Genomic DNA, 20,010 nt, shown 5'->3' on the forward strand with positions numbered 1-20,010 from the left:
TCCGATGGGGCGGCTTTGTTGTATCCGGGGCGACGCGTTAAGCAGAGGTTTCGAATTCATCTCCAACCTGAATTACTTCGGATTTGCGTGGAATCGCGAAAAACCCTAGGTTGAATGCACGGACCAGGACGGCCCGGACCCTTGAAATTCGAACACGTGTGGTGCTTGGGAGCACGTGGGGTGGTGGAGGGTTCCGGGGGGTCGGAACCCTCCTTTTTTCATGACATCATCAGATGGCGAATATGCGTTCAGGACGGATCGGTTTCACCGAGTTCGCACACGATGTTCCACTCTTCATCCGTGACCGGCTGAACCGACAGACGGCTGTTGTTCACCAACACCATATCCTTGAGCCGGGGGTCTTCCTTGCACATGGCCAGCGTCACCGGTTTTGTGAACGGGCGCACGGCCTTGATGTCTACGCATTCCCAGCGCGGATCACCTGCCTTGCTGTCCGGGTGTGCCTCTGCACAGACCTCGACGATGCCGACGATCTCGGTTTCCTTGCGCGAATGGTAAAAGAAGCCGCGCTCGCCAAGTTTCATCGCCCGCATGTTGTTGCGCGCCTGATAGTTGCGCACGCCGTCCCATTCCTCGCCAACCTCGCCTTTGGCAACCTGCTGATCCCAGGACCAGACCTCCGCTTCGGATTTGAAAAGCCAGTGTGCCATCAGCCGATCACCTGTTTCCAGGCTTCGATGCGCACATCCGCGAACAGCCCTGCCTTGGCATAGGGATCGTTCGCGGCCCAGTCTTTTGCTGCCGCGAGGTCTTCGACTTCGATGATCACGAGGGAGCCGCACATGTTGCCTTCGGCATCGAGAAACGGCCCGGCGCGCTCGACCACGCCACAGGTTTTCAGGTATTCGACATGATCCGGGCGAGTGTCGAGCCGGATTTGCAGCCCGCCGGGCTTGTCGGTGGAAATGACCGCGTATTTCATGGATTACTCCCTTTTCAATGGGCGGGCGAGCAGGACCTCTGCCGCCTCGGATATGGATATCTGGCCGTTCAGGATTTGGGTGACGGCCGTCGTGATTGGCATATCAATCCCGAGACCCTGAGACAAACGCGCAACCGCCTGCGCCGTTGCGACACCTTCGACCGTCACAGTCGGGTCGATGGCGGTACCGGCCCCGAGTTTCAGCCCGTGCGAATAGTTCCGCGATTTTTCGGAGGTGCAGGTCAGGACCAGATCGCCAAAGCCCGACAGGCCGGAAAGTGTCGCAGGATCGGCACCAAGGCGGAGCGCGAGCCGCTGCATCTCGGCAAAGCCGCGGGTCATCAGGGCGGCGCGCGCACTTTCTCCGAGCCCCGCCCCGATGGCGAGGCCACAGGCGATAGCAATGACATTCTTGAGCGCGCCGCCGAATTCGACACCGAGGGGATCGAGGCTGGAATAGAGACGAATATTCTGTGTTGTGAGCAGGGATTGCAGCCGGTCCACAGTGTCCTGCCGGCGCCCGGCCAGGGTCAGTGCCGTGGGCAAGCCATCGGCAATGTCGACGGCAAAAGACGGGCCGGAGAGAATGGCGATTTCGGCCTCCGGCAGCGTGTCTTCGAGCACCGCGAGAGGTCCGCGTTCGGATCTGAGATCGACTCCCTTGCAACAGCACACGAGCGTTTTGTGCTGGATCAGGATCTTGTTTGCTTCACAAAACCCGGCGAGTTGCTGCATCGGAACGGCGAGCAACAGGATCGGTGCGGTGCAGGCATCGGCGAGATGGGACGTCGCGGCGAGCTTTGCGGGAAAGGCTTTGCCGGGCAGGCGCAGAAGATTCTCGCGCGCGGTTTGCATGGCGGATACCGCCTCGTCAGACCGTGCCCAAAGCAGGATGTCGCGACCGGAGCGCGCCAGTGAAATGGCCAGTGCGGTTCCGAACGCGCCTGCGCCGAGGACGGAAATCTCACTCACGACCTGTCTCTCCCCTGTCTGCGCGGCTCTGCAAGATTGTTTAACCGCCCTTTGGGAGGTATCACCGGGAGAGACACCAGACAATCCCGAGACCGATTTTGCCCGTACCGCTCCTGATCACACGCCCGCTGGACGACGCCGAACGATTGGCAGAAGAGTTGCGGGGGCTTGTGCCGGAACTGTCCGTGATCCTAGCGCCAGTGCTGGAAATCCGTCCCCTGCCCTTTGAACCACCCTCTGAACCTGTCGATCTTGTGCTGATCAGCTCGCAACATGCGATCACGGCGGCGCTGAGTTGTGAGAATCTGCCGGTGGTCTGCGTCGGGGCTGCCACGGCCCGCAAAGCCGCGGATGCGGGTTTGACGGTTTTGGCCACCTACCCGACCGCCGATGATCTGGTGCATGGTCTGACGGGTCGAAAAGGCCTCAAAGCGCTGCACCTCCATGGTCGTCACACCCGCGGTCACGTGGCCGAAAGGCTCACATTGGCTGGATTAGAGACGCAAGAACGCATGGTGTACGATCAGATCGCCCGGCGTTGGACGGCGGGTGAGCAGCGCCGGATTTTCGCGGAACCGCAGCTTGTCGTGCCGCTCTATTCGCCGCGCTCGGCGCAGATTTTGTCGGAAAATCTTGTCGGCTATGCCGGAGAATTGAGGCTTGTTGCGATTTCCGAAGCCTGTCGGGAGGCATGGTCCGGTCCGGTGGCAAAGACCATTTGTGTTGCGGAACACCCCGATGGCGAAACCATGAAACGTGCGATTGCCTCAAAGCTTTCCTGATCGCGACTTGAGAGCGCAGGCCTCAGGGTCTAAGTTTCCAGTGCGATCGTAAAATTGGTTCTGGAATCGAAAGGTTAGTCTCATGCCAGGTGATAAACAAACCCCGCTGGACGCCGTGAAAAACGACGAAAACGAGGTTCAGGATCAAGAGGTTGCCGTCGGGGAGGACGCAATCGACGCCACGACGGGGGAAGAGGCGCCGGAGGTGAAGGACGAAGAGGCCGAGACGGAGGATCGCTCCGAGTCGCTTGAAGCGGAGCCTGTTGTGCCCGAACCGGTCACGGAAGAGGAAAAGGTCGCACCGGCCCCTGCCCCGACAGCGGTCAAACGCGGTGGATTTGTGCCGATGCTGCTGGGCGGGGTGATCTGTGTCGCTCTGGGCTATGGCGCTGCGAATTTCGTGAAGCCCGACGGCTGGCCCTTCCCCGGCACCAACACCGAGGAACTCGCGCAGGAGATCACCGCGCTGAAAGCGCAACTCGCCGAGATGCAAAGCACCAGCGTGGCGCAGGGGAAAACGCAGACTGCGGCGCAGGAGGCGTTGCGCACGAGGCTGGATCAGAAACTCTCCGAAATGGACAAGAGCGCCGAGATTGCGGCGCTGTCGGATCGGATCAAAGGGTTCGAGGATCGGGTGACGGAGATCGAGGCGCGCCCGGTGGCGGAGGCCATTGTCTCTCCGGAAGCGACGGCGGCTTATGAGCGCCAGTTGGCGCAGATGCAGGATCTGCTCAACAGCGAAATCGCCCGTCTCGAAGACGCCAAGGACAAGGCCGTCGCCGAAGAAACTGCGGCGCGTGCGGCGACGGCCAAGGCGCGTCTGCAAACGCTGGTCGATGCCGGAGAACCTTTTGGGGAGGCTCTGACGGATGTTGGCGGCAATCTGCCGCTGGCGTTGAAAGACGCGGCGCAGACCGGCATTCCGAGCGTGACGCAATTGCAGGAAGGCTATGCCGAAGCGGCGCGCAAGGCGCTGGTTGCGGCGTCGCGTGCGGCCTATGAGGCCGGGGAGGAAAGTTGGTTCCAGACTGTTCTGCGCACGCAGATCGGATTGCGGTCGACCAAGCCGAAAGAGGGCGACGACGCGGATGCGATCCTGTCGCGGGCCGAACAATCGGTGCGTGACGGGCTGTTTGCAAAGGCGATTGCGACGCTTGAGGCCTTGCCGGAGGCAGGCAAGGCGGAGATGCAGCCCTGGATCGCCGAGGCGCAAAAACGGGTGGATGCAATGACTGCCCTCGATGAAATTCTTGGTCAGTAAGGGAGGTTCAACATGCTCTGGTCCCTCGTCAAAATCGTTCTTTTTGTCCTGATTGTCGCCGGGCTTGCCTATGGCGGCATGGTTCTCATGGATATGGACGGCGGTGCGCAAATCGCGTTCGGCTCGGTCGAGATCAGCCTGACGCCTCTGAAGGCCGTTCTGGCACTGATCGCTTTGGTGGTCGCGATTTATGTGGCCTTGAAATTGCTTGGACTTCTTGTGGCGGTGCTGAAATTCCTGCTCGGCGATGAAACCGCGATCTCGCGCTATTTCGACCGCAACCGCGAGAAAAAGGGTATTGAGGCGGTGACCGACGGTTTGATGGCGCTGGCGTCCGGCGATGGTCGGCAGGCCTTGGCCAAGGCGGCGAAGGCGGAGAAATACCTTCAGAAACCTGAGCTGACCAATCTTTTGAAAGCGCAGGCGGCGATGATGAATGGCGATAAGCTGACCGCCGAACGGGCCTTCAAACAGCTCGTGGCCGATGAGCGCACCCGGTTTGTCGGCGTTCAGGGCATCATGAAGCAAAAGCTCGAAGAGGGTGATACGGATACGGCGCTGAAACTGGCCGAGAAAGCTTTCGCCCTGAAACCCAAGCATGAGGAAACGCAGGACATTCTTTTGCGCCTTCAGGCCGAAAAAGGCGATTGGTCCGCCGCGCGTGGCACGCTGTCGGCCAAGCTGAAACACGGTGCGATCCCGCGCGATGTTCACAAGCGTCGCGATGCGGTTCTGGCGCTGTCGCAGGCGAAGGGCGTGTTCGAGAAAGGTGCGAGCATCGAGGCGCGGGAAGCCGCGATCGAGGCCAACAAGAAATCGCCGGACCTGATCCCGGCGGCGGTCATGGCCTCCGACGAATATGTCGCGGAGGGCAAGGGGCGGCAGGCCGCGCGGGTGCTCAAAAAGGCATGGGAGGCCCAACCGCACCCCGATCTCGCAGCGGCTTTTGCCCGTATCGAACCGAAGGAAACCCCGGAGCAACGCCTCAAACGCTTCAGTGCCCTGACCAAGGTGCATCCCGAGGACCCGGAAACCAAGATGCTTCTGGCTGAGCTTTACATTGCGGCAGAGGATTTTCCGGCGGCGCGGCGAGCGCTGGGCGATCTGGCGGAGATCAATCCGACCGCGCGTAGCCTGACGATTCTGGCCGCGATCGAGCGTGGCGAAGGCTCCGACGATGTTGTGGTGCGCGGCTGGCTGACCCGGGCGCTGACCGCACCGCGTGGGCCGCAATGGGTTTGTGACAAATGCCAGACGATCCATGCGCAATGGGCACCGGTCTGCGAGAATTGCGGCGGGTTCGACACGCTGAGCTGGCGCAAACCGACACATTCCGAGGTGGCGATGCCTGCGGGCACCGAGATGCTGCCAATGATCGTGGGGGCCGTGCCGGAGATCGAAGAGGTGGAAACCGTCGAGGAGGAGGTGATCGACAGACCCTCCATGGTCGATGTGACCCCGCCCGAGTCCGAGGAAAAAGCCAAGGTTGAAAATTAGGGCTACACACCTTTGCAAGAGGGTGGTAAAGACCCGTTCACGCCGGAAGCGCCGTCTTCCGGCACAGGAAAGTGCCGGTGTAGCTCAGCTGGTAGAGCACGTCATTCGTAATGATGGGGTCGGGGGTTCGAGTCCCTTCACCGGCACCACTTTCCAAAGCGCCCTGCGCAGGCAGGTCTTGGCGCGGTATGTCTCAAAATTTAGCAAACCGACGGAGAATCCCCTTAATTTTAGGGGTTAAGCCCGTGTTCATTCCTCTCTGTTACTCCCCATGGCGGGTGAACATGAGGTGGTGGTATGAGCGGAAAGGGTAACGCTCCGATTATCATCAAGAAGAAGAAGGTCATTCAGGGCGGCGGCCACCATGGTGGTGCCTGGAAAGTCGCCTATGCCGATTTCGTGACGGCGATGATGGCCTTTTTCCTTTTGATGTGGTTGCTCAATGCGACAACGGAGAAACAGCGCAAAGGCCTGGCGGACTACTTCAATCCGACCATTCCGGTGAATCGGATTTCCGGCGGAGGTGATGGCTCCTTCGGCGGTGACTCGGTGTTTACCGAGGAAACCCTGTCGCAAAACGGCACGGGGGCGTCGAGCGCCCATGCGGCCAGTGACAGCGGTGCCGCCAAGAATGACACATCAGCCGAGCAAGATGCCGTGAAGGCCATGGATGCCAAGTCCTTTGCGGATGCTCAGGAGCTTCTGACCGCCTTCAGCGGCGAAAGCATGGCGGCCGACAAGGCGCTGCGGCATATCGTGACGCGGGTCACCGACGAGGGTTTGATCATCGAGCTGTACGATCTCGAGGGAGAGCCGCTTTTTGCCCCAAGATCGGGAGAGCCCGAAGAGGTGCTCGTTCTTTTGGTTGGCATGCTTTCTGAAGTGTTCAAAGTTGTGCGAAATGACATCGCGATTACGGGATATGTGCGTTCCGAACCTCTGGTCGTTGCGGACAATCCGGTCTGGGATCTGTCGAGCAGGAGGGCGGATCAGATTCGCCTCTTGCTCGAGGCGAATGGCACGCCGTCGAAACGCATTCAGCGGGTGACGGGCTCGGCGGATCGGAAACCGGCTGTCGGCAATCCCATGGCCTTGCGCAATAACAGGGTCGAGATCGTTTTGTTGCGCAATCAGGTCGTTAAATAGCTCGCATTTTAGACGTTAGGGGCGTGTTAAGGCTCGGCGTGCATGCTGAGGCCAATTCTTCGGGTCTCAGCAGCAGAAAGGCGCTCCCCCTATGTCTATTTCATCCTCGCTCAACGCCGGTGTGGCCGGGCTCAGCGCCAACGCCACTCGCCTTGCGACCATTTCCGACAATATCGCGAACTCCGGGACCTATGGCTACAAACGGGCGGAAACCGAATTCGAATCCTTCGTGATCAGCAATTCGACGAATTCCGGCACCTATTCCGCTGGCGGTGTGCGGGCAAGCAGTTCGCGCCTGATCGGGGAGCAGGGCGCGCTGGTGTCCACCTCGAATGCCACGGACATCGCCGTGTCCGGCAATGGTTTCATCCCGGTCACGACCGAGGTGTCTCTGGACGGCACCATGGGGGACCAGCCTCTGATGATGACCACCACAGGGTCCTTCTACACTGATGCCGACGGCATTCTTAAAACCGACTCGGGTCTCGTGCTTCTGGGCTGGCCTGCCGAAGCGGACGGTTCGATTGCGACTTATGCCCGTGACACGATGACGGGTCTCGAACCCGTGGTCATCAATTCGAACCAGACGGCCGGCGACCCGACCACGGAAATCAATCTGGGCGTCAACTTGCCGGCTGAGGATGCCGACTCTGCCTTGCCGCTTTCCGTGGAATATTTCGGCAACCTCGGCACATCGGAATCGCTCGATATCACCTTCACGCCGGACATGGTGACCGCAAACACCTGGACCATGACGATCACCGATTCCGCGTCGGGCGGGGCGATCATCGGGGAATACACGCTTGTATTCGACGATTCTCGAGGCGCGGGCGGCACCCTGTCTTCGGTGACGCCGACGGCGAACAATCCGGTGGGGGCCGATTACAACGCGACAGATGGCACTCTGGCCCTGACCGTGGATGGCGGTCCGATCGAAATGACCATCGGCAAGCCGGGCGACACCAACGGCCTGACCCAGCTGTCCGACAGTTTCGCGCCGACCTCGATTTCCAAGGACGGTTCACCGGTTGGTAACCTCACCTCGGTAGAAATCGACGATGGTGGCTATATCACCGCGACCTATGACACGGGGTTTACCCGCGTGATTTATCAGATCCCGCTTGTGGATGTGCCGAACCCGAATGGTCTGACCGCCCTGGGCAACCAGACTTATCAGGTTTCGCCGGACTCCGGGTCCTTCTTCCTGTGGGATGCCGGTGACGGCCCGACCGGGACGATCGAAGGTTACGCACGTGAAAGCTCCACCACGGATGTGGCGGCGGAACTGACCGATCTCATCCAGACCCAACGGGCCTATTCGTCGAATGCGAAGGTCATCCAGACGGTCGATGAGATGCTGCAGGAGACGACGAACATCAAACGGTAACGCTTGAAACGCCTATGGGGGCAGGAGGATAGACGATGAGTATTTCGAATGCTCTGGCGAATGCGTTGACGGGGCTGAATGCCGTGTCGCGTGCGGCCGATGTCGTGTCGTCGAATGTCGCCAATGCCATGACCGAAGGCTATGGCAAACGTGAGATCGAGTTGACGTCGCAACAGGTCGGAAAGTCCGGTTCGGGCGTGTCCGTGGTCGGCGTCAACCGCTACTATGATCCGGTGACGACGGGCGAGCGGCGTTATGCGGATGCGGAGGTCGCGCTCGAAGGCACGCGTGCCGAGTTTTACGACACGTATGCAGAAGCGATGGGGCAGGTGGACGAGGAGGATTCGATTGCAGGTCGGATCACCGGTCTTGAAACGGCTCTCATCGAAGCGGCCAGCCGCCCGGATTCGGAAGCGCGGCTGACTACGGTTCTGGATGCCGCACAGGATCTCGCCAAACGGATCAACGATGCTGCGGACGTGATCACGGACACCCGTATGGCGGCGGATAAGGAGATCGGCCAGACCGTCGATTTTCTCAATTCCGCATTGCAGCAGGTCGTCGATCTCAACGTCGCCATTCAGAAGCAGATCACGCAAGGTTATGACGCCAATGCTCTGATGGATCAGAGGCAAACCCTTGTGGACCAGATCTCCGAGATCATTCCAGTCAACGAAATCCAAAAAGACAACGGGATGATCGCGCTCTACACCAATGGTGGCGCCTTTCTGGTCGACTCGAAAGCGGCTACTCTGGAATTCACCGCGACCCCGACAATCTCCGCCGATATGACGCTCGACAATGGCGCGCTGTCCGGACTGACCATCAACGGTGTCGCCGTGTCGACCGACGCGGAAAAGGGGGCGATTGCAGGGGGGAAACTGGCTGGGCTCTTTGAGGTACGAGACGAGCTTGCCCCGCAGGCCCAACTGGAACTCGATGCCCTTGCGCGCGATCTCATAGAACGGTTTCAGACCACCGATGCAGATGCCACACTGACGACTGGCGCGGCTGGTCTGTTCACCGACGGTGGCTCGGTTTTCGACACCGCAGATGAAGAGGGGCTGGCGGGGCGCATTTCGGTCAACGCTTTGGTTGATCCCGATGCGGGTGGTGACCTTTGGAAACTGCGCGACGGTTTGGGGGCTTTGGCCGAGGGCGATCAGGGCGACGCAACCATTCTGAACTCCCTGACCGAAGCGCTACAGAATTCACGCGTCGCCTCGTCTGGCGGTCTGACGGGGATCGAGCGATCCGCTCTGGGCCTTGCCTCCGACATTTATTCTTTGGCGCAAACCAGACAACTCAATGCCGAAGCGGATCTGAGTTACGCCTCGGCGCGACAGGAGTCGCTCGAGGAGATCGAATTGGCGAACGGTGTCGACACGGATTACGAGATGCAGCGGCTTTTGGTGATCGAGCAAACCTATGCGGCGAACGCAAAGGTGATCGAGACGATTCAGACGCTGATGGATCAGCTGATGGGGATTTGACGATGAGCGCGATTTCTTTCGGTGATATGGCGGCCTCTCTGCGCAATATGCGCATGATGGCACAGGTGAAACAGGACCTCGATCGATACAATTACGAGGTGGCAAGCGGTGAAAAATACGATCTCGCCGAGGCCGTCTCGGGGGATTTCACGCCTTTGGCGTCGATCGAACGGGCCCTGCGGATACTGAGTTCCTATGATACGGCGATACAGGAGGCGAGTTTGTTCGCCACGGCGATGCAGACAAGTTTCGAATCGGTATCGACCCATGTCGAGGAGCTGTCTTCCACTCTTCTGACAGCCTCCACCAATGCAGATGCCACAAGTGTCTCCGTCGCCGCAACCGATGCCAGGACCCGCTTTGACGCCGTGGTGTCGACCCTGAACACCCGGATCGGGGATCGGTCCATGCTCAGTGGAACGGCCACCGGAAAAACCTCTCTGATGTCGGCGGATGACATGATGGCTGAGTTGTTGACGGCGGTTTCCGGCGCGACCACAGTCGAAGACGTCGAAATCATCGTCGAGGATTGGTTCCTGTCTGTTGGCGGTGGCTATGAAACCGTGGCCTATCAGGGCTCTGCCAACACGTTGTCCCCTTTCTCTCTGGGAGAAGACGAAACTGTGCGGATGGACATCACGGCGCTGGACGAGTCGGTGCGTGAGACATTGAAAGGTCTGGCGCTGGCCTCCCTCGTCGATGAAGGTGTTTTCGAAAACGATGTGAGTGCCCAAGCATCCTTGCTCCGAAGTTCCGGTGAGGCGCTGATGGGGGCGCAATCGGGGCTTGCGGATCTACAGGCGCGTGTCGGGAGCGTCGAGGCCCGGATCGAGGAGGCCAGTCTCGCGAACACCGCTATGACCTATTCCTATGAAACGGCCAAATCCGAAATCATTTCGGCCGATGCCTATGAAGCGGCGTCGATGCTCACGCAAACGGAAACGCAGCTTCAACTCATGTACACCCTGACTGCCCGTATGTCGCAACTCAGCCTCGCGGATTACCTCTGATGTTCAAAATGTTTCTCTCTTTTCTGCTCGCCATTTGTCTCGCTTTGCCTGCCACGGCCAATCCCATCCGGATCAAGGATTTGGTGGAATTTGATGGTGTGCGGGGTAACGATCTGGTCGGCTATGGTCTCGTGGTCGGCCTGAACGGCACAGGAGATGGCATCCGCAACGCGCCTTTCACCGAGGAGATCATGTCGAGCATTCTCGAACGTCTCGGCGTCAATGTGACCGGGGAACAATTCCGTCCTAAAAACGTGGCGGCGGTGTTTGTAACGGCGGATCTGCCGCCGTTTTCGCGCGCGGGCAGCAAGATCGATGTGACTGTTTCCGCCATTGGCGATGCCAAAAGTCTTCTGGGCGGAACCCTGATCATGACGCCCTTGAACGCGCCGGACGGCCATATTTACGCGGTTGCGCAAGGCACGATCATCGCCGGGGGCGCTTCGGCACAGGGGGACGGGGCCTCCGTCGTACAAGGTGTGCCGACCTCGGGTGTAATCCCTTCGGGTGCGCGTGTGGAACGGGAGATTGACTTCGACTTCACACAAATGAAATCGGTGCGTCTGGCCCTGAGGGAGCCGGATTTCACCACGGCCGAGCGGATCGAAAATGCGATCAATCAGGATTTCGGGCGCGTCGTGTCGCGTATGCTGGATGCCGGGACGGTGGTCCTCGACATCAAGGCGACTCGGGAATTGTCCCCGGCGCATGCCTTGGGGCGGGTCGAGAATATATCCGTGCAGCCGGAGCGCAAGGCGCGTGTGGTTGTCGATCAGCGCTCCGGCACCATCGTCATGGGTGAGGATGTCCGGATTTCCCGGGTGGCGGTCAGCCAGGGTAATCTGACCCTACGGATCGAGGAAGAGCCGCTCGTGGTGCAACCCAACCCGTTTTCCGACGGTGGAACGGTCGTCATCCCACGCACCCGTGCCGCGATTGAGGAAGAACCGGGGATTGGTCTGGCAGAGATCCATGAGGGCACGTCCCTGTCGGAAGTCATTGCCGGGCTGAACGCTCTGGGCGTGTCGCCGCGGGACATGATCGACATTCTGAAAAGCATCAAGGCGGCAGGAGCCCTGCACGCAGAGTTCGTGGTGCGGTGACGGGGCTGATCGGCTTGAGCACATGAAGAAACCCGCGTGAGAGAGGCCTCACGCGGGTTTGTGCTGTCTTGGGCGATCAGAAGTAGCTGCGCACCAGAGCGCTGGAGATCAGGGCCCAGCCATCGGAAACCACGAAGAAGGCGAGTTTGAAGGGCAGGGAGACGATGGCGGGAGGGACCATCATCATCCCCATCGACATCAGGATCGCGGAGACGACAAGGTCGATGATCAGGAAGGGCAGGAACACGAGAAAGCCGATCTGGAAGGCGCGTTGAATTTCCGAAAGCAGGAAAGAGGGGATCAGAAGCGACAGCGGGGCTTCGCGCGTGAGGACATCCTCATTATTGGCGAAATCCGGTCGCAAATCCTGTAATTCGGCAAAGGTATCCGGGTCGGTCCGGTTCGACATGAAGCCGCGAAACGGGTCCATGCTAAGGCGAAAGGCCTCGTCGAATTCGATCTCGTTGTTCACATAGGGCTGCACGCCGGTCGTCCAGCTTTCGACGAAAACCGGCTCCATGACGAAATAGGTGAGAAACATCGCGAGGCTGACCATGAGCATGTTGGGCGGCGATTGTTGCAACCCGATCGCCTGACGCAGAATGGACAGAACCGTCACGATGAACGGAAAGCAGGTCAGAGTGACGGCGATGCCCGGCACGATGCTGAGCACGGTCACCAGAAGCAGAAGCTGGATCGAGCGGGCGGCGAGAGAGCCGTCGTCGCCGAGATCGAGTGTGATGTTCTGGGCAATCGCCGCGTCGCTCAGGCCCAGAACAAGTGCGACCACGAGCAACAGAAAAGGATACGCTCGCATTTTCGCTCACAGACCGTTTTTCAGATCGGCAACTTCGGTCAGGCGCACGGCAAGCTGACCGGGTTGCCCGCCTTCGACCTCCTGCAACTCTCCTCGCGCGATCAGCTTGTCGCCAATGTAAAGCTCTACCGGATCGTCGACATTGCGGTCGAGCGGCAGAATGCTGTCGTTTTGCAGTCGCAGCAAATCCTTGACCAGCGGGCGGGCCTTGCCGACGGAGATCGTGATTTCGATCGGAACTTGAGAAAACGGGTTCGCCGCGCTGTCTTCCGTATGATCAACCATGTTTCATGGCCTCCTCGTTCAATGCATAGACCGCCTTGATCGCCTGGCCGATTTTTTCCACGGTGGCGTCCATATCGATCTTTTTTTCAAGTTCACCCATACGCAGATAGACCTGCCCTTCGGCGAGGCTTGGTTCCTCTATGATTTCGAGCGGAATGGTTAACGACCCGTCAACGAGATGCTGAATTGCCGGACGTGATGCCGTTGAAACAACGATCTGGATCGGCGCATCGGAGGCCGCTTCGGCCATGGGCAGCAATTCCTCGAGAATCGTTTGGCCAAGTGTTTGAGACACGAGCCGCGGCAGCACCTTGCTCACCATTTCCGACAGGAGCGGTTCGAGGGCTTTCATGATGTGTGACCGCGCCTCATGAAAGGTGAAGCCCAGATCCTGAAGGTTGCGTGCGAATTCGACCCCGATGCGGGACTGGTCCTCCGCCTCGGCGCGGGCCGCATCGTCCCATCCGGCCTTGTAACCCTGCTCATAGGCTGCCATGCGATTGGCTTCGATCTCTTCAGGGCTGGGACCGGGCGGTGCGGTGGGGGCCGCGACCGGCGCAGTCTTCGGGTGCGTTGGCGGCTTGGGGCGTGGCGTGGCACCGAAATCCTCAAGTGGAAACAGAGGTTTCATCACGCATCCTCCTCGGTGTCTTCCATCCAGCTCCGCAGAATTTCAACGGTTTCTTCCTGACGGTCCTCGATGAGTTTCTTGAGCCGTTTGACCGGGTCCGAGGGCATACCGATCTCGTCGTCGCCAAAGTCGAAGTCGGACACGACCCCCATGGTCGGCAGCGCGAACCCGCCGGTGTCGATTTCGCCGTTCAGTGTGGGAGCAGCAGGGCGGGGAAGATCCGGGACCGGAATTGTTGCGGGCATATTCTCGAAGTCGGACTGCGTGTCCTGAGTGGCGGGAGCGGGCAGGGCGACTACCGGCTTCGCAAGTAGCGGGCGCAGGACAAACAAGCCGAGCAGAAGGGAAACCACAGCCAGAACCGTAAGTTGAATCAAGGACATCAAATCGATGCTCATGGCCGAAATCAGCGAACTCTGTGCTTCGGTTCCCTCAATGGCGAGGGGTTCGAACTCCATGGTTTTGAGCGTGATCTGATCGCCGCGGGCTTCATCGAACCCGATGGCGGAGGCCACGAGATCACGCAGCGCGTCGAGTTCTTCGGCACTGCGGGGTGCCCAGATGACCTCCCCTGTATCGGGATTGAGCGTGCGGATACCGTCGACCAGGACCGCAACGGTGAGCCGTTTTATCGCCCCCGGACCACGTTGAATTTCACGCCGGGTTTCGGACACCTCATAATTCACGCGCTCGCGGGTTTCGCTGTTGTTCGAACTGGAATCGCCGCCACCGGCCCCGGCCCCGTTGGGCAGGTTCGAGGCGACCGTGACGGAGCCACCGCCCGTATCCTGAGACGAATTGCTGCGTTCTTCGGTCTCCGAACTGATCGCGACACGACTTTCCGGATCGAAATGACGCTCTACAATCGATTCCTGATCGGTGACCGTCTCCATGGACACCTCGACCACGGCCTTGCCAACTCCGACTCGGGCTTCGAGCAGGCGCTGTACATTCTGGCGCAACTCATCGGTGCGATCACTGCTCGTAGCGCTGCCGGTCTGTGTTTCATCTCCCGCGACCACGACGCCGTTGCGGCCGTCGATCACAGACACATCCTCCGGCGCGAGACCCGCCACGGCGGAGGAGACGAGGGAACGGAAAGCCTTGGCCTGATCGGCGGAAATGGCGCCACTGACGGCCGTGACGGTGACGGAGGCGGAGGCGGCGATCTGGCGTTTGAACGGTTGCGAGGAAGGGTTGGCAATATGCACACGCGCGGAGCGGATTTGCTGCGCGGACACGATGGTGCGGGCCAGTTCGCCCTCTTTGGCGCGCCAATAGGCGGCGTCGAACATTTGCGAGGTGGTTCCGAACCCCGACAGCGAGTCGAGCAATTCATATCCGCCTGTGGAATTGGCGGGCAGTCCTTCCGAGGCCAGTGTCATGCGCAGTTCGTCGCGCTGGTTGGCGGGAACGAAAATTGCACCGCCACGAATCTCATAGGCGACACCCTGAGCCTCGAGCGACTGGACAACCTCGCCTGCTGCACTCGATTCGAGGCCGGAATAGAGCAGGGACATCGACGGTTTCGTCGCCATGCGCGACAGGCCGATGATGGCGGCGAACATGAGAACGGTCGCGCCAATCACGATGATACGGCGTTTGGGGTCGAGGTTGGACCAGATTGAGAGGATCTGTTGCAAGACGACACTCCTTGGATGTGCGGGCTTCTGCCCCCGTCTCTCCTAGAAATGTCCGATCAGCCTTAATAATCGGTTAGCTACCTTGGGGATAAAACAGATTCGGAAAAAATTTTTCTGGATTGGACCAATGGCTGAAGAAGAACAGCTGGAAGAGGAACCGAAGAAAAAATCGAAGCTGCCCCTTATCCTCGGGGTGGTCTTGATGTTGGTTCTGGGCGGCGGCGGATTTTTCGCGGTCTATTCGGGGATGCTGTTTGCGCCCGAGGAGACGCATGTCGATGAGGATCTGAGTGCATTGGAAGAGGAGGCGATGACGCCCCTGCCCAATGTGGCCTTCGTGTCTGTCGAGCCGCTGATCGTGAATTTGATCGACCTGTCGGGGCGTGCGCGTCACCTGCGGTTCCAGGCCCAGCTCGAGGTTCCCGCCCAGTACGAGCAGGAGGTGATCACCTTGCTGCCCCGTATTGTGGATGTGCTGAACGGCTATCTGCGCGCGGTCGATGTTGCGGAGTTGGAAAACCCCTCCGCCCTGGTGCGTCTGCGGGCGCAAATTCTCAGACGTCTTCAGATCGTTGCCGGGGAAAACCGGGTGAAGGACGTTCTGATTATGGAATTCGTGATCAATTGAGGAGCCGGAGATGGAACTGATCGCTGATATGCTGATGATCGCCGGCACGGTGGCCGTGGCCATCTATTGCGTGGTTCTGGCCCGTAGGCTCAGCCGTTTCACCGACCTCGAAAAAGGCGTCGGCGGCGCGATTGCGGTCTTGTCCGCCCAGGTGGACGATATGACGAAAACCCTGACGCGGGCGCAGAAAACGGCGGGGGCCTCTGCGGTCAAGCTCGAGGATCTGACACAACGCGCAGAAGACGTGTCGCGGCGTCTGGAGCTGTTGATTGCGTCGATGCATGACTTGCCGACGGTTTCGGAGACTGGAAGCCCGGCCAAACCTTCCGCCCCTCAGCCGGAAGTGAGGGAGGCGGAGGTTGGCGAGACCCTGTTTCTGAGCCAGAGAAGCCGGGTGGAGGCTGCCGAATGACACAGACAACACCTTCCACGCTTAAAAAACCGGAAAAGGCCAGACGCAAACGGCGTCCCGGGCGTGGTGCGCTTTGGTTGATCGCCATGGTTTTTCTGGCTTCCGCAGTCATCCGGCTTGTTTCGGGCACCGGCGCTGCCATCGCGCGGGAAATGTCGGAATTGACCCATGGCGATGTGGCGGAAGAGCATTCCGGGGCGGCTGAGTTGTGTAAAACCGATGCGGAAACGTCGGCCTTGCTCGAAGCCCTGCTCAAGCGGGAGAAAGACGTCGAAGAGCGCGAACTGATGTTGGCTCAGAAAGTGAAAGCGGTCGAGTTGGCGCGCGCAGAAGTGATGCAGAACATGACAGCGCTTGAGGATGCGGAAATGCGTCTCGAAGCGACCATGACGCGGTCTCAAAGCGCCGCAGAAGACGATCTGGCCAAGCTGACGGCAGTTTACGAGTCGATGAAACCCAAGGAGGCTGCGGCATTGTTCGAGGCCATGTCTCCGGATTTCGCGGCCGGTTTCCTCGGTCGTATGCGCTCGGATGCGGCGGGTGCAATCATGGCGGGGCTGACACCGGAAACGGCTTACACGATTTCCGTCATTCTGGCGGGCCGCAATGCTAGGGCGCCGAGCGAATAAGAGGAGCTGAGCAAACTTTCTTAAGAGGTTTGTGGCAGGCTGCGCCTGTTTGGTCCCGGTGGATGAGGAAACAAGAAAATGATCGGTATCGTCGGGATTTTGTTGATCTTCGTGATGGTGTTCGGTGGCTATATCGCGGCGGGCGGCAAGCTTGGGATCATTCTGAAATCGCTGCCGTTCGAGTTCATGATGATTGGTGGCGCGGCTGCCGGGGCTTTCGTGATTTCCAACGACATGCCCGGGATCAAGCACACGCTCAAGGACATTGGCAAGGTGTTCAAAGGCCCGAAGTGGAAGCCCGAGGACTACAAGGATCTTCTGTGCCTGTTATTCGAATTGATCCGGCTTGCGCGGCAAAACCCTGTCGGTCTCGAGGAACATATCGAAGCCCCGGAAAACTCGTCGATTTTCACGAAATATCCCAAGATTCTTGCGGATAAAGAGGCGATTTCGCTGATTTGCGACACGCTTCGTTCAGCATCGATGAACTATGACGATCCGCATCAGGTCGAGGAAGTGCTCGAGAAGCGGCTTGAGGCGAACTTGCACCATGCACTGCACTCCTCACACGCAATGGCCGCGATCGGGGATGGTTTGCCAGCGCTTGGGATCGTTGCGGCAGTGCTCGGGGTGATCAAGACCATGGCCTCGATCGACCAGCCGCCTGAAATTCTTGGCAAGATGATCGGTGGTGCGCTTGTCGGCACATTCCTCGGGGTGTTTTTGGCCTATGGGATCGTCGGACCGTTTGCAGGGAAAATGCAGACGGTGATCGAAGAGGACGGCCATTTCTATCAACTGATCCGTGAGGTTCTCGTCGCGAATCTGCACAATCACGCGACGAACATCTGTATTGAGGTGGGGCGCCAAAACACGCCCGGTCATTATCGACCCAGCTTTTCCGATCTTGAAGAAGCACTGAAAGAGGTGAAGTCGGAGGTGGCATGATCCGGATTTTTACACTTTTCGCATTCCTGATGGTTGTCCCGCTGAGCCTTCGTGCCGAGGTGATCGAGGTGCGTTCGGGCGAACATGCCGGGTTTTCTCGACTTGTGATGCAGTTTCCGTCGGTTGTCACTTGGGAGTTCGGTCGGTCCGGCGAGGATTACGAGTTTCGTGTGCGGGATGCGGATGTGACATTCGATACCACGGCGGTATTTGGCAAAATCCCCCGGACGCGGATCGTTTCTCTGAACGGGGGGGAGGACCGTTTGACCGTATCGGTGGGGGGAAATGTCCACGCGGATGTGTTTGAGTTGCGGGCCGGACGGCTCGTCATCGACATCAAGGATGGTGCGCCTGAGGCGGCTTCACCCTTCGAGCAAAAGCTCGTTGAGATTTCGAAAGAACCTGTAGAGAACCAGAAGACACAACCCGTGCAACAGCCTCATGCGATAGATACAGCACCTGAAACCGAAGCCTTGCTGGCATCGGGCGGTCAAGAGCAAATGGGGGTCCCAAACAATGACGATCTGGTTTCCGGGAAACCGTTGGAGTTGCCCGTTATTATTCAGGACAGCGTAAACAAGACAGAACAGCCTATGCTGTTGCTGCTTGCCGACGACGAATTGACGGAACAGCGCTCCGAAAGAGTGGACAAACTTGAGCGCGAGTTGATCGAACAGATCGGGCGTGCAGCGTCACAAGGTTTGCTGGATGCGGACGTGTCTCAGACCGAGCAAATTGTCGAAGACGTAAACACAGGGTATGGCAGAGAGGAAACGCCCGAGCGTGTGTCGGCCGTACCTCAGGTGGTTCAACCCGCGGCAGAGCGCAGCCATGTTCGGATTCAATCGTCCATAGACCGGGATCAAACCAATCTTACCGATATGCAGATCGCAGACAATCATGGAAATATATGTATTGAAAATCAATATGTTGAAATTTCAAATTGGGGCGATCCACCGGATGAGGAACTGCAATTTTCAACCTTGCGGGCTGCCACACTTGGTGAGTTTGATCAACCCGATCCCGAGGGTGTCAAACGTCTTGCCCGGTATTATATTTTTCTGACATTCGGGGTGGAGGCCAAAGCCGTGATGACGAATTTCGGCATTCATGTCGATGGTGAAGACATCCTTCGGGCAATGGCCGATATCATGGATGAGGGCTATTCTGACAAGCCGGGGCGTCTCGAGTATCAGTTCCATTGCGACGGGCCTGCGGCGTTCTGGTCGGTCATGGCGAAAGAACATCTGAGCACATGGGAAGACTATAACCTCGACAGCGTGCGTGCGACCTTTTCGGCTCTGCCGATTCATTTGCGGAGACATTTGGGTCCGACCTTATCCGAGCGATTTTTGGCGATCGGTGATGAGAAAACGGCTCAATACATCCAAAATGCGATTGCGCGTGCGGGGGGCGATCAGGGCGATGCATTCTCGCTTCTCGATGCTGAGTTGACTCTAGCGGACGGAGATATGGCAAATGGGGCTGCTAAGTTGGAAGGTATCGTGGCGGAAGATGGCCCTGATGCGGCAGAAGCACTTGTAAAACTGATCGCTGCGAAGAGTCAGGCGGGCGAAGCGATTGACCAAAAAACTGCGGAGACGGCAGAGGTTATGGCGGTTGAATATCGCGGAAACCCATATGAAATGTCATTGCAGAACGCGGCTATTTTGGCACGCATTCATTCCGGAGATGCAGACATGGCCCTGCGCCAGATTCTGGATGAAAACACGCGTATTGAGACTGAAAACAGGGAGGCTTTGGTTTCCGAGGCGCTTCTGGTCCTGTCCCGAGATGCTGATCTGACGCAGTTTTCGAAAGTCATGTTGGGCCATATCGACGACATTTCGCATATGAAGCTCACGGATGCGGCTCGTTTGGAGGCGGCGAAGCGTCTGTTGAGTTCCGGCTTTTTCAGGGAGGCGTTGGACTTGATGGCTGGCTATGCGGTGCAGGACGATGCAGATGCAAAGCGTACCCTTGCAAAAGCATTTCTTGGAATTGGCGAACCGGAAGCCGCGCTGCGATATGCATCTAAGCTCGAGGATGAAGAGGCCAAACGCCTTGTCGCCAAAGCCTATTTTTATCTCAACGATCCTGAAAGTGCCTTGCGTGCACTGGATGGTCTCGCGCCCGACACGGAAAGCGATGCCTTGTCGATCATTGCGGAAGATTGGGATGCTTTGGAGCAGTCGAACTCGCCGGAAATGTCACGATTGGCGGAAATCATCCAACAAGACACTCTGACAGGTGACATCGGTGCGGAGGGCGCTCCGTCACTCTCTTCTGTGCATGATATGATTTCTGCCAGCCAAAAAACGCGGGAGGCCTTGGGCGCTTTGTTGAACTAACGGCGTCTTGGTCGCGGTTATACACGCTTTGTAAACCATGCTCGCCCTACTCTTTCTGAAAATGCAGCAAGC

The 20,010-nt window shown here is 58.7% G+C and carries 20 protein-coding genes and 1 tRNA gene; 14 read left to right on the forward strand and 7 right to left on the reverse strand.

The window, feature by feature from the left end:
* Window positions 1-248: 248 nt before the first annotated feature.
* From V1471_RS14765 to V1471_RS14775, 3 genes are read right to left on the reverse strand one after another with little or no spacing between them, the layout of a single operon-like run.
* Entirely contained in the window at window positions 249-671 is a 423-nt protein-coding gene (locus tag V1471_RS14765; protein WP_434289775.1) for an EVE domain-containing protein, read from the reverse strand.
* Window positions 671-943, reverse strand: a complete 273-nt coding sequence (locus V1471_RS14770) for a YciI family protein (RefSeq protein ID WP_066703559.1) — start codon at window positions 941-943, stop codon at window positions 671-673. Before V1471_RS14770 ends, V1471_RS14765 begins: the two co-directional genes overlap by 1 nt.
* A gap of 3 nt (window positions 944-946) precedes the next feature.
* Window positions 947-1,915: an NAD(P)H-dependent glycerol-3-phosphate dehydrogenase gene (locus V1471_RS14775; RefSeq protein WP_434289776.1), complete on the reverse strand. Its 969-nt coding sequence runs from the start codon at window positions 1,913-1,915 to the stop codon at window positions 947-949.
* Between the two features lie 98 nt (window positions 1,916-2,013).
* Here V1471_RS14775 and V1471_RS14780 point away from each other — a divergent pair, with 98 nt between their 5' ends.
* The 9 genes from V1471_RS14780 (at window position 2,014) to V1471_RS14820 (ending at window position 11,594) form a co-directional block, all read left to right on the forward strand.
* Window positions 2,014-2,697, forward strand: coding sequence for a uroporphyrinogen-III synthase (locus V1471_RS14780; protein WP_434289777.1), 684 nt, complete (start codon window positions 2,014-2,016; stop codon window positions 2,695-2,697).
* An 82-nt stretch (window positions 2,698-2,779) separates the two neighbouring features.
* A complete protein-coding gene (locus V1471_RS14785) occupies window positions 2,780-3,958 on the forward strand; it encodes a COG4223 family protein (protein ID WP_434289778.1) in 1,179 nt (392 codons plus the stop codon).
* 12 nt (window positions 3,959-3,970) lie between these two features.
* Window positions 3,971-5,455, forward strand: coding sequence for a heme biosynthesis protein HemY (locus tag V1471_RS14790; RefSeq protein WP_434289779.1), 1,485 nt, complete (start codon window positions 3,971-3,973; stop codon window positions 5,453-5,455).
* A gap of 73 nt (window positions 5,456-5,528) precedes the next feature.
* Window positions 5,529-5,604 (forward strand) — tRNA-Thr (locus V1471_RS14795).
* A 148-nt stretch (window positions 5,605-5,752) separates the two neighbouring features.
* Window positions 5,753-6,601 carry a flagellar motor protein MotB gene (locus V1471_RS14800; RefSeq protein WP_434289780.1) on the forward strand — a complete coding sequence of 283 codons (849 nt, stop codon included), beginning with the start codon at window positions 5,753-5,755 and terminating at the stop codon, window positions 6,599-6,601.
* A gap of 91 nt (window positions 6,602-6,692) precedes the next feature.
* The gene (locus V1471_RS14805) at window positions 6,693-7,988 is read left to right on the forward strand and encodes a flagellar hook protein FlgE (protein WP_434289781.1); all 1,296 of its coding nucleotides are present in this window, start codon (window positions 6,693-6,695) and stop codon (window positions 7,986-7,988) included.
* Between the two features lie 35 nt (window positions 7,989-8,023).
* Window positions 8,024-9,481 carry a flagellar hook-associated protein FlgK gene (gene flgK / locus V1471_RS14810; RefSeq protein ID WP_434289782.1) on the forward strand — a complete coding sequence of 486 codons (1,458 nt, stop codon included), beginning with the start codon at window positions 8,024-8,026 and terminating at the stop codon, window positions 9,479-9,481.
* A 2-nt stretch (window positions 9,482-9,483) separates the two neighbouring features.
* Complete coding sequence (locus V1471_RS14815) at window positions 9,484-10,491, forward strand: flagellin (protein WP_434289783.1); 1,008 nt, start codon at window positions 9,484-9,486, stop codon at window positions 10,489-10,491.
* Complete coding sequence (locus V1471_RS14820; protein WP_434289784.1) at window positions 10,491-11,594, forward strand: flagellar basal body P-ring protein FlgI; 1,104 nt, start codon at window positions 10,491-10,493, stop codon at window positions 11,592-11,594. The genes V1471_RS14815 and V1471_RS14820 overlap by 1 nt, the downstream gene beginning before the upstream one ends.
* Before the next feature lie 76 nt (window positions 11,595-11,670).
* On the opposite strand, the gene fliP is transcribed toward V1471_RS14820, so the two are convergent.
* From fliP to fliF, 4 genes are read right to left on the reverse strand one after another with little or no spacing between them, the layout of a single operon-like run.
* A complete protein-coding gene (gene fliP / locus V1471_RS14825) occupies window positions 11,671-12,411 on the reverse strand; it encodes a flagellar type III secretion system pore protein FliP (RefSeq protein ID WP_434289785.1) in 741 nt (246 codons plus the stop codon).
* Window positions 12,412-12,417: 6 nt separating this feature from the next.
* On the reverse strand, window positions 12,418-12,696 hold the full coding sequence (locus V1471_RS14830) for a FliM/FliN family flagellar motor switch protein (RefSeq protein ID WP_434289786.1): 279 nt from the start codon (window positions 12,694-12,696) through the stop codon (window positions 12,418-12,420).
* The gene (locus V1471_RS14835; protein WP_434289787.1) at window positions 12,689-13,327 is read right to left on the reverse strand and encodes a flagellar biosynthesis protein; all 639 of its coding nucleotides are present in this window, start codon (window positions 13,325-13,327) and stop codon (window positions 12,689-12,691) included. The genes V1471_RS14830 and V1471_RS14835 overlap by 8 nt, the downstream gene beginning before the upstream one ends.
* Window positions 13,327-14,970, reverse strand: coding sequence for a flagellar basal-body MS-ring/collar protein FliF (gene fliF, locus V1471_RS14840; RefSeq protein WP_434289788.1), 1,644 nt, complete (start codon window positions 14,968-14,970; stop codon window positions 13,327-13,329). The genes V1471_RS14835 and fliF overlap by 1 nt, the downstream gene beginning before the upstream one ends.
* Window positions 14,971-15,097: 127 nt before the next feature.
* Between fliF and V1471_RS14845 the strand changes: the two genes are divergently transcribed.
* The 5 genes from V1471_RS14845 (at window position 15,098) to V1471_RS14865 (ending at window position 19,938) form a co-directional block, all read left to right on the forward strand.
* Window positions 15,098-15,598: a flagellar basal body-associated FliL family protein gene (locus tag V1471_RS14845; RefSeq protein WP_434289789.1), complete on the forward strand. Its 501-nt coding sequence runs from the start codon at window positions 15,098-15,100 to the stop codon at window positions 15,596-15,598.
* 10 nt (window positions 15,599-15,608) lie between these two features.
* Window positions 15,609-16,010: a hypothetical protein gene (locus V1471_RS14850; RefSeq protein ID WP_434289790.1), complete on the forward strand. Its 402-nt coding sequence runs from the start codon at window positions 15,609-15,611 to the stop codon at window positions 16,008-16,010.
* Window positions 16,007-16,639 (forward strand): MotE family protein, encoded by a 633-nt coding sequence (locus V1471_RS14855; RefSeq protein WP_434289791.1) that lies wholly within the window; start codon window positions 16,007-16,009, stop codon window positions 16,637-16,639. The genes V1471_RS14850 and V1471_RS14855 overlap by 4 nt, the downstream gene beginning before the upstream one ends.
* A 78-nt stretch (window positions 16,640-16,717) precedes the next feature.
* The gene (motA, locus tag V1471_RS14860) at window positions 16,718-17,587 is read left to right on the forward strand and encodes a flagellar motor stator protein MotA (protein WP_434289792.1); all 870 of its coding nucleotides are present in this window, start codon (window positions 16,718-16,720) and stop codon (window positions 17,585-17,587) included.
* Window positions 17,584-19,938, forward strand: coding sequence for a hypothetical protein (locus tag V1471_RS14865; protein ID WP_434289793.1), 2,355 nt, complete (start codon window positions 17,584-17,586; stop codon window positions 19,936-19,938). Before motA ends, V1471_RS14865 begins: the two co-directional genes overlap by 4 nt.
* The last annotated feature ends 72 nt before the right edge of the window (window positions 19,939-20,010 follow it).

Origin of the sequence: Celeribacter sp. SCSIO 80788 (assembly GCF_051054295.1) — a bacterium.
Classification (GTDB): domain Bacteria; phylum Pseudomonadota; class Alphaproteobacteria; order Rhodobacterales; family Rhodobacteraceae; genus Celeribacter.

What these genes read in the sequence shown, in the direction of transcription:
- V1471_RS14765 (WP_434289775.1), bottom strand. Translation starts at nt 671, where the DNA reads ATGGCACACTGGCTTTTCAAATCCGAAGCGGAGGTCTGGTCCTGGGAT.
- V1471_RS14770 (WP_066703559.1), bottom strand. Translation starts at nt 943, where the DNA reads ATGAAATACGCGGTCATTTCCACCGACAAGCCCGGCGGGCTGCAAATC.
- V1471_RS14785 (WP_434289778.1), top strand. Translation starts at nt 2,780, where the DNA reads ATGCCAGGTGATAAACAAACCCCGCTGGACGCCGTGAAAAACGACGAA.
- V1471_RS14790 (WP_434289779.1), top strand. Translation starts at nt 3,971, where the DNA reads ATGCTCTGGTCCCTCGTCAAAATCGTTCTTTTTGTCCTGATTGTCGCC.
- V1471_RS14800 (WP_434289780.1), top strand. Translation starts at nt 5,753, where the DNA reads ATGAGCGGAAAGGGTAACGCTCCGATTATCATCAAGAAGAAGAAGGTC.
- V1471_RS14805 (WP_434289781.1), top strand. Translation starts at nt 6,693, where the DNA reads ATGTCTATTTCATCCTCGCTCAACGCCGGTGTGGCCGGGCTCAGCGCC.
- flgK (WP_434289782.1), top strand. Translation starts at nt 8,024, where the DNA reads ATGAGTATTTCGAATGCTCTGGCGAATGCGTTGACGGGGCTGAATGCC.
- V1471_RS14815 (WP_434289783.1), top strand. Translation starts at nt 9,484, where the DNA reads ATGAGCGCGATTTCTTTCGGTGATATGGCGGCCTCTCTGCGCAATATG.
- V1471_RS14820 (WP_434289784.1), top strand. Translation starts at nt 10,491, where the DNA reads ATGTTCAAAATGTTTCTCTCTTTTCTGCTCGCCATTTGTCTCGCTTTG.
- fliP (WP_434289785.1), bottom strand. Translation starts at nt 12,411, where the DNA reads ATGCGAGCGTATCCTTTTCTGTTGCTCGTGGTCGCACTTGTTCTGGGC.
- V1471_RS14830 (WP_434289786.1), bottom strand. Translation starts at nt 12,696, where the DNA reads ATGGTTGATCATACGGAAGACAGCGCGGCGAACCCGTTTTCTCAAGTT.
- V1471_RS14835 (WP_434289787.1), bottom strand. Translation starts at nt 13,327, where the DNA reads ATGAAACCTCTGTTTCCACTTGAGGATTTCGGTGCCACGCCACGCCCC.
- V1471_RS14845 (WP_434289789.1), top strand. Translation starts at nt 15,098, where the DNA reads ATGGCTGAAGAAGAACAGCTGGAAGAGGAACCGAAGAAAAAATCGAAG.
- V1471_RS14850 (WP_434289790.1), top strand. Translation starts at nt 15,609, where the DNA reads ATGGAACTGATCGCTGATATGCTGATGATCGCCGGCACGGTGGCCGTG.
- V1471_RS14855 (WP_434289791.1), top strand. Translation starts at nt 16,007, where the DNA reads ATGACACAGACAACACCTTCCACGCTTAAAAAACCGGAAAAGGCCAGA.
- motA (WP_434289792.1), top strand. Translation starts at nt 16,718, where the DNA reads ATGATCGGTATCGTCGGGATTTTGTTGATCTTCGTGATGGTGTTCGGT.
- V1471_RS14865 (WP_434289793.1), top strand. Translation starts at nt 17,584, where the DNA reads ATGATCCGGATTTTTACACTTTTCGCATTCCTGATGGTTGTCCCGCTG.